The 5,899-nt window shown below is 76.1% G+C and carries 2 protein-coding genes and 3 pseudogenes; 3 read left to right on the top strand and 2 right to left on the bottom strand.

The genetic code is table 11. The features are described from left to right. Window positions 1-111: 111 nt before the first annotated feature. Together ACWGB8_RS37485 and ACWGB8_RS37480 are read right to left on the bottom strand one after the other, a co-directional pair. Window positions 112-279: pseudogene (locus tag ACWGB8_RS37485) on the bottom strand (SDR family NAD(P)-dependent oxidoreductase); the annotation flags it as partial. Between the two features lie 694 nt (window positions 280-973). Beyond that, window positions 974-1,306 (bottom strand): annotated as a pseudogene (locus ACWGB8_RS37480) (alcohol dehydrogenase catalytic domain-containing protein); the annotation flags it as partial. Between the two features lie 192 nt (window positions 1,307-1,498). On the opposite strand from ACWGB8_RS37480, the pseudogene ACWGB8_RS37475 reads away from it, so the two are divergent. The 3 genes and pseudogenes from ACWGB8_RS37475 to ACWGB8_RS37465 form a co-directional block, all read left to right on the top strand. Further along, window positions 1,499-2,038: pseudogene (locus tag ACWGB8_RS37475) on the top strand (glycoside hydrolase family 97 N-terminal domain-containing protein); the annotation flags it as partial. An 89-nt stretch (window positions 2,039-2,127) separates the two neighbouring features. Then, window positions 2,128-4,974, top strand: coding sequence for an AAA family ATPase (locus tag ACWGB8_RS37470; protein ID WP_452218139.1), 2,847 nt, complete (start codon window positions 2,128-2,130; stop codon window positions 4,972-4,974). A gap of 162 nt (window positions 4,975-5,136) precedes the next feature. Beyond that, a complete protein-coding gene (locus tag ACWGB8_RS37465) occupies window positions 5,137-5,832 on the top strand; it encodes an SDR family oxidoreductase (protein WP_452218138.1) in 696 nt (231 codons plus the stop codon). Window positions 5,833-5,899: the final 67 nt, after the last annotated feature.

Below are 5,899 nucleotides of genomic sequence, written 5' to 3'. Positions count from 1 at the left end.
GGGGCGGCAGGTCGCCGCCCCCTCGCGGGGCTGCGCTCAGCGGACGGGGACGAGCTTCCAGCGCTGCCGGGCCTTGCCGTTGGCGGGCTGCTGGAACACTGCGGCGCCGTTCTCCTTCTCGCTGCCGGTGGGCTCCAGGGTGGCGCTGACGGCGACGATGTCGGCGCCCGCGGCGGCCAGCGCCTCGGCGATGGCGAGGCCGAGTCCGCGGCGGGCACCGGTGACGACCGCGAGCCGTCCGGTCAGGTCGAAGAGCCGCCGGTGTCGTGGGGTCGTCATGCCGGTTCGCTCCCCGGGGTGTCGCGGCAGTCGAGCAGACCTTCAGCACGCCGGACACGGAGGTGAGGGCGGTGAAGGCGTCGCGGGCGCGGTGGAGCGGTTCGGTCCGCGAGAGGAGGGCGTCGGCCGGGACCGCCCCGGTGTCGAGCGGGTCGACGGCCTCCTCGAAGTCCTCCCGCCGGTAGAGCCGGGCTCCCGGGAGACTGAGTTCGCGCCGGAAGAAGCGGCGCAGGTCCACCTCGCGCGGCACGGGGTGGATGGCCACCAGGACCAGTCGGCCCCGGGCCCGGAGGTAGTCGACGGCGTTCGCCACCCCCTGGGCGGCACCGGGAGACCTCGAAGGCGGCGTCCGCACCCGCTCCCCCGGTCCAGGCGTCGACGGCGGTGGGCACGTCGGTGGCCGCAGGGTCGACGGTGGCGAAGCGATCCCTTCGGCGACCTCGCGCCGGTGGGCGTCGGGCTCCACCAGCAGGACGTCCGCGCCGGCGCGGCGGGCGACGACGCCGATCAACACCCCGATCGGGCCCGCGCCCACCACCACCGCTTTCTCCCCCGGGCGCAGCCCGCCGCGCCGCACGTCGTGCACGGCGACGGCGGTGGGCTCGACCAGGGCGGCGTGGTCCAGGCGCAGCCCGTCCGGGAGGCGGACGAGGAACCCGGCGGGGACGGTCCAGCTGGTCTGCATGGCACCGGCGGAGTCGATGCCGAGGAAGTCGAGGCGGTGGCAGAGGTGGGTGTGTCCGTCGTGGCAGTCGTGGCAGGCCGCGACGGGCATCACGGTGACTGGGTCGCCGGCCGTCCAGCCGGTGACGCCGTCGCCGGTCTCGGCGATCCGCGCGGACATCTCGTGGCCGAGGACGGCGGGCAGGGTGACCCGGTCGTCCATGGCGCCGTGGAGGATGTGCAGGTCAGTGCCGCAGATGCCGGTGTAGGCGACGTCGATGCGGACCTGTCCGGCGGCAGGTGGCTGGGGTGCGGCGGGCCGGACGCGGATCGTCCGTGCGCCGGTGTAGAGGGCCTGGTGCACCAGGGGTCTCCCGAATGTGGTCGTAGGGGTGGGCTGTGAGCTACGCCGGCTGTCGTGCGGGCCGGTAGACGCGCAGGGCGGTGCCGCGCAGGACGGCGCGCGCGTCGGCGGCCGGGAGCGCGGAGAGCTCGGCGCGGACCAGGTCGCGCCAGTCGCGGTAGCGGGTGTTGAGCCACCTGGAACTGCAAGCAGGTCCTGAACCCGGCGCCGATCGGCCTGGTCACGAGCACCACCGACTTCAGCGCCGGCCTGGAGTTCATCAGCCGCTCGGACAAGACCGTCAACGAGACGTACGAGACCACCACCGGTAACTCCCGCACCCGCACCGCGACCGAGACCCGACTGGTCTTCACGAAGGGCTCCGAGCGGATCACGGTCCATGTGCGCACCTCGGCCGACGGTGTGGCGCTGCGGTACGAACTCCCGGGCGGGGCGACCGTGCTGCGCGAGGCGACCGCCTTCGAGCTTCCCACGGACGCGCAGCTCACCCGCGAGCCGTTCGGAAACGCCCATGAGGCCGCGTACAGCACCTCGGCGGTGTCCGCGGTGCCGACCGGCGAGTTCGGGACGAGCATGCTCGGGCAACTGCCCAACGGCGCACGTGTCCTGCTGTCGGAGTCCGGGGTGGACGGCGGCTACGCCGGCGGGCGCTTCACCCACGCCCAGGGCAACGGCCGCTTCACCGTGAAGCTCGCGGACGCGCAGCTGGCCCGGGATGACCTGCACCGTTGAGTGCCGCGCCGCCCGGCCGTCCACCGTGCCCGGCGCTAGGTTGGAAGGCGCGGCCCCGAGCCGGGGACGGAGCAGGAGGGACGCAGCGGATGACGACGCAGGCCGACGCGGTGGGCGGTGCCCCCCGCAGGCGGACGCCCGCCTTCGTCGGGCGCGAGCGCGAGCTCGGGGCGCTGCTGGGCGCCGCGCGCTCGCGTCCGTCGGTGGTGCTGGTCGAGGGCGAGGCCGGGATCGGCAAGTCGCGGCTGGTCGCCGAGGCGGCCGCAGAGCTGCAGCGCGAGGGCGTCCACGTGGTGACCGGCGGCTGCCACCCGCTGCGCGAGCCGCTGGCCTTCGGGCCGGTGGTGGAGGCCTTGCGCCGCTGCGGCCCCTGGCTGCCCGAGGGCGGCCGACTGGACGGCGCCGCCGGGGTGCTCGCCGTACTGCTGCCGGAACTCGCCGAACGGCTGCCGCCCGCCCCGGCCCTCCCGTCCGGGCAGAACGCCCCGCGCGACCAGGTGGCCCGGGGCGTGCGGGCGGTGCTGGCGGCGATCGCCCCGGTGGTGCTGGTCGTCGAGGACGTGCACTGGGCGGACGAGGCCACCCGGGAACTGCTCCTGCTGCTGGGCCGGGACCTCCCCGCCGACACCGCGCTGGTGCTGACCTACCGGGCCCGGGACGTCCCCGGGCGGGGTCCGGTGCTCGGCGCGGCGTTCCGGCGCCCGCCCGGTACCGGTGGCGCCGAGCTGGCCCTCCACCGCCTGACCGCGGACGACCTGCGGGTGATGGCCCGGTCCGTGCTGGCCGAGTCGGCCACCCCGGCGCTGCTGCACACCCTGGTGGAGCGCAGCGAGGGCCTGCCGCTGGTCATCGAGGAGGACCTGATCACCCTGGGCGGGCAGCTCGGCGACCGTGCGCTCGGCGTTCCCCGCAGCCTGCGCGAGGTGTTCGCGGAACGCATCGAGCGGCTGTCCCCGGAGGCCGTGGAGCTGGTGAACGTCGCGGCCGTGCTGGCGGTGCCGGCCGGCGAGCAGCTGCTGGCCGACTGTGCGGGGCTGCCGGCGGACGAGGCGGGCGCGGCCCTCCTCGCGGCGCTCGCGGCCTCGGTGCTGCGCGAGTACGGTCCGGACAGCTACGGCTTCGCGCACGCGCTCGGCCGGCAGGCCCAGTACGACAACCTTCCCGGCCCGGTGCGGCAGCAGTTGCACCGCCGGATCCTGCACGTCCTGGAGTCGCTCCCGGAGCCGCCGCGCGTCCAGATCGCCCACCACGCCCGAGCCCTGGGCGACTCCGCCGCCTGGCTCGACCATGCGATGGCCGCCGCGGACCAGGCCGTGGCGCTCGGCGACCAGGGCACCGCGGCGACCCTGCTGCACCAGGTGCTGGACGAGCCGCGGCTACCCGCCGACGTGCACGCCCGGGCCGCGCTCGCCCTCGCCCGGACGGCCTGGGACGCCACCGAGTACACCCGGACGATCGCCACGCTGCGCCGGATCGTGGCCGGGCCCGGCCTGCCGGTGGCGGCGCGCGGCGAGATCCGGCTCGACCTGGGGCTGCTGCTGCTCAACCAGGCGGCCGACCCGGCGGGCGAGGCGGAGATCGAGCGGGCCGTCGAGGAGTTGGAGGGGCGGCGGCCGGAGCAGGCCGCCCGCGCGATGTCGCTGCTGGCGATGTGGGAGACCAGCCGGTTCTCCGCCGCGGAGCAGCGGGCCTGGCTGGACCGCGCGGTGGCGACCATCGCGGACAGCCCGGACCGGACCGTCCACGCCTCGGTGGCGGCCAACCGGGTGACCGTCCTGACCGCGCAGGGCCGGCCGGAGGCGGTGGAGCTGCTCGCCGGCCTGCCGCGGGCCGACGCGGATCCGGAGGTCGTCCGGCACACCGCCCGGGCCCTGGTGAACGCCGCCGAGATCGGGATCTGTCTGGGGCAGGACGCCCGCGCCGCCGAGTACACGGAGGAGGCGCTGGCCCTCTCCCGGCACCACCACGCGCACGCCCTCGTCGTGCACTGCCGCTCCTACCGGCTGCTGCTGTCCTGGCTGGCCGGCGAGTGGGCGGACTGGGACGAGCGGTACGCGGCGTTCCTCGCGGAGTACGTCGACGAGCCGCTCGCGGTCGACGACCTGCTCGCGACGGTGGAGGGCGTCACGGCTGCGGCGCGCGGGCGGGTCTCCCGGGCGGTGGAGCGGTTCGGGCGGGTGCTGGGCCGGGACACCGCCCGGATGAACGTCAACGCCCTCGGTGCCGCAGCCGGTCTGGCCCGCGTCCAGCTGACCCGCGGTGACGCGGAGGCGGCCTGGCGCACCGTCGGCGAGTACCTGCCGCTGCTGCCGCGCAAGGAGGAGTGGGTGTACGCGCTGGACCTGGTGCCGGTGGCGGTGGAGACCGCGGTGCGCCGGGGCGAGCACGCCACCGGCACCGCGCTGGCCGAGGACCACCGCGGCGGCATCGAGGGGCTGAACGCGCCGGGGGCGGTCGCCGAGCAGTACCTGTGCCGCGGACTGCTCTCCGCGGGCGCGGACCCGGAGGAGGCGGCCCGCCAGTTCGACCGGGCCCGGCTGCAGTGGTCCGGCATCGGCCGGCCGTACCACGCGGCCCTGGCCGACGAGCAGGCCGCGCAGGCGCTGGCCGGGATCCGGCCCGCCGAGGCCGTGCAGCGGCTGACCGGGGCGGTGGCGGTCCACGACCGGCTCGGTGCGACCACCGACGCCGCCCGCTGCCGGCACCTGCTGCTGGCGCTCGGGCAGTCCCGTCCGCCGTCCCGCGGCCGGGCGGGCTACGGGGACGAGCTGTCGCCGCGCGAGGAGCAGGTCGCCCGGCTGCTCGGCGACGGCGCCACCAACAAGGACATCGCCGTCGCCCTGTTCCTGTCGCCGCGGACGGTGGAGCAGCACGTCGCGAAGGTGCTGCGCAAGCTCGGTACCACCCGTGAGGCGCTGCGCCGCGGTCCGGCGTAGCGCCGGCCCGGCCTCCCCCGGGCCGTCCGGCTCCGGCGGGTCGGCGGTTCCTGTCCGGTCGCCCGTCCGGATCGGCGCGATGGCCCTCCGGAGGGCCGGCCGGGCCGCGGGTACCGGGCCTCCCCTTATTGATTACGTATCGATCGCCCAGGTGTCCTGATCTTGCAGCGCCGCCCCGGTGGGGGGCGCCCTTCCGGCGCTCCCGGTGGGGCCGCACGCCCCACCCGTCCGGCCGCCACCGCCCGCCGCCGCCGGCGCAACAGCGGAAACCTCGCCGGCTGGCTGACGGTGGCCCCCGCCCTGCTGGTGATCCTGGGGTTCACCTTCTACCCGGTGGTCCAGTCGATGCTGCTGAGCACCGACCACTGGAACCTGCTGGGCCCGCGCACCTTCGTCGGTGTCGAGAACTACCAAATCATCCTGGCCGCCGGAACCTTCCGGGAGAGCCTGCTCAACACGCTGGTCCTGCACCGCACCGCCGCACCCGGCCTGCCCGCGTACGCCGCGGCGAAGGGCGCGATCGCCGCGCTGACGCGCCAGCTCGCCGTCGACTACGGCCGGTACGGCGTCAGCTTCGCCACCCTCTCCCCCGGCTGGGTGCGCACCCCCGCGACCGAGTCGCGGCTCGCCCCCGGCGAGGAGGACCTGGTGCGGCTGCGGGAGAGCAACCCGATGCGCACGACGATCGGCGCCGAGGAGATCGCGGCGGCGGTCGCCTTCGCCTCGTCCCCGGCCGCCGGCATGATCACCGGGTCCGAACTGGTGCTGGACGCGGGCGCCTCGGTGGTCAGCCCGGCGAGCCTGCTGCGCGACTCGCACCGCGGACGCATGGGCCTGCCCCCGCTCGACGCCCGCTGACACCCGGCACCCCTGACGCCCGGCACCCCCCGGCGTCCGGCACCCCTGGCGTCCGACACCCGCGGAC

Source organism: Kitasatospora sp. NPDC054939, assembly GCF_053610105.1.
The sequence above is the reverse complement of the archived record's forward strand: the minus strand, read 5'-3'. Positions and strand labels throughout refer to the sequence as shown.

Bases quoted from the DNA above. Each gene is read 5' to 3' on its own strand.
- ACWGB8_RS37470 (WP_452218139.1), top strand. From the start codon at position 2,128: ATGACGACGCAGGCCGACGCGGTGGGCGGTGCCCCCCGCAGGCGGACG.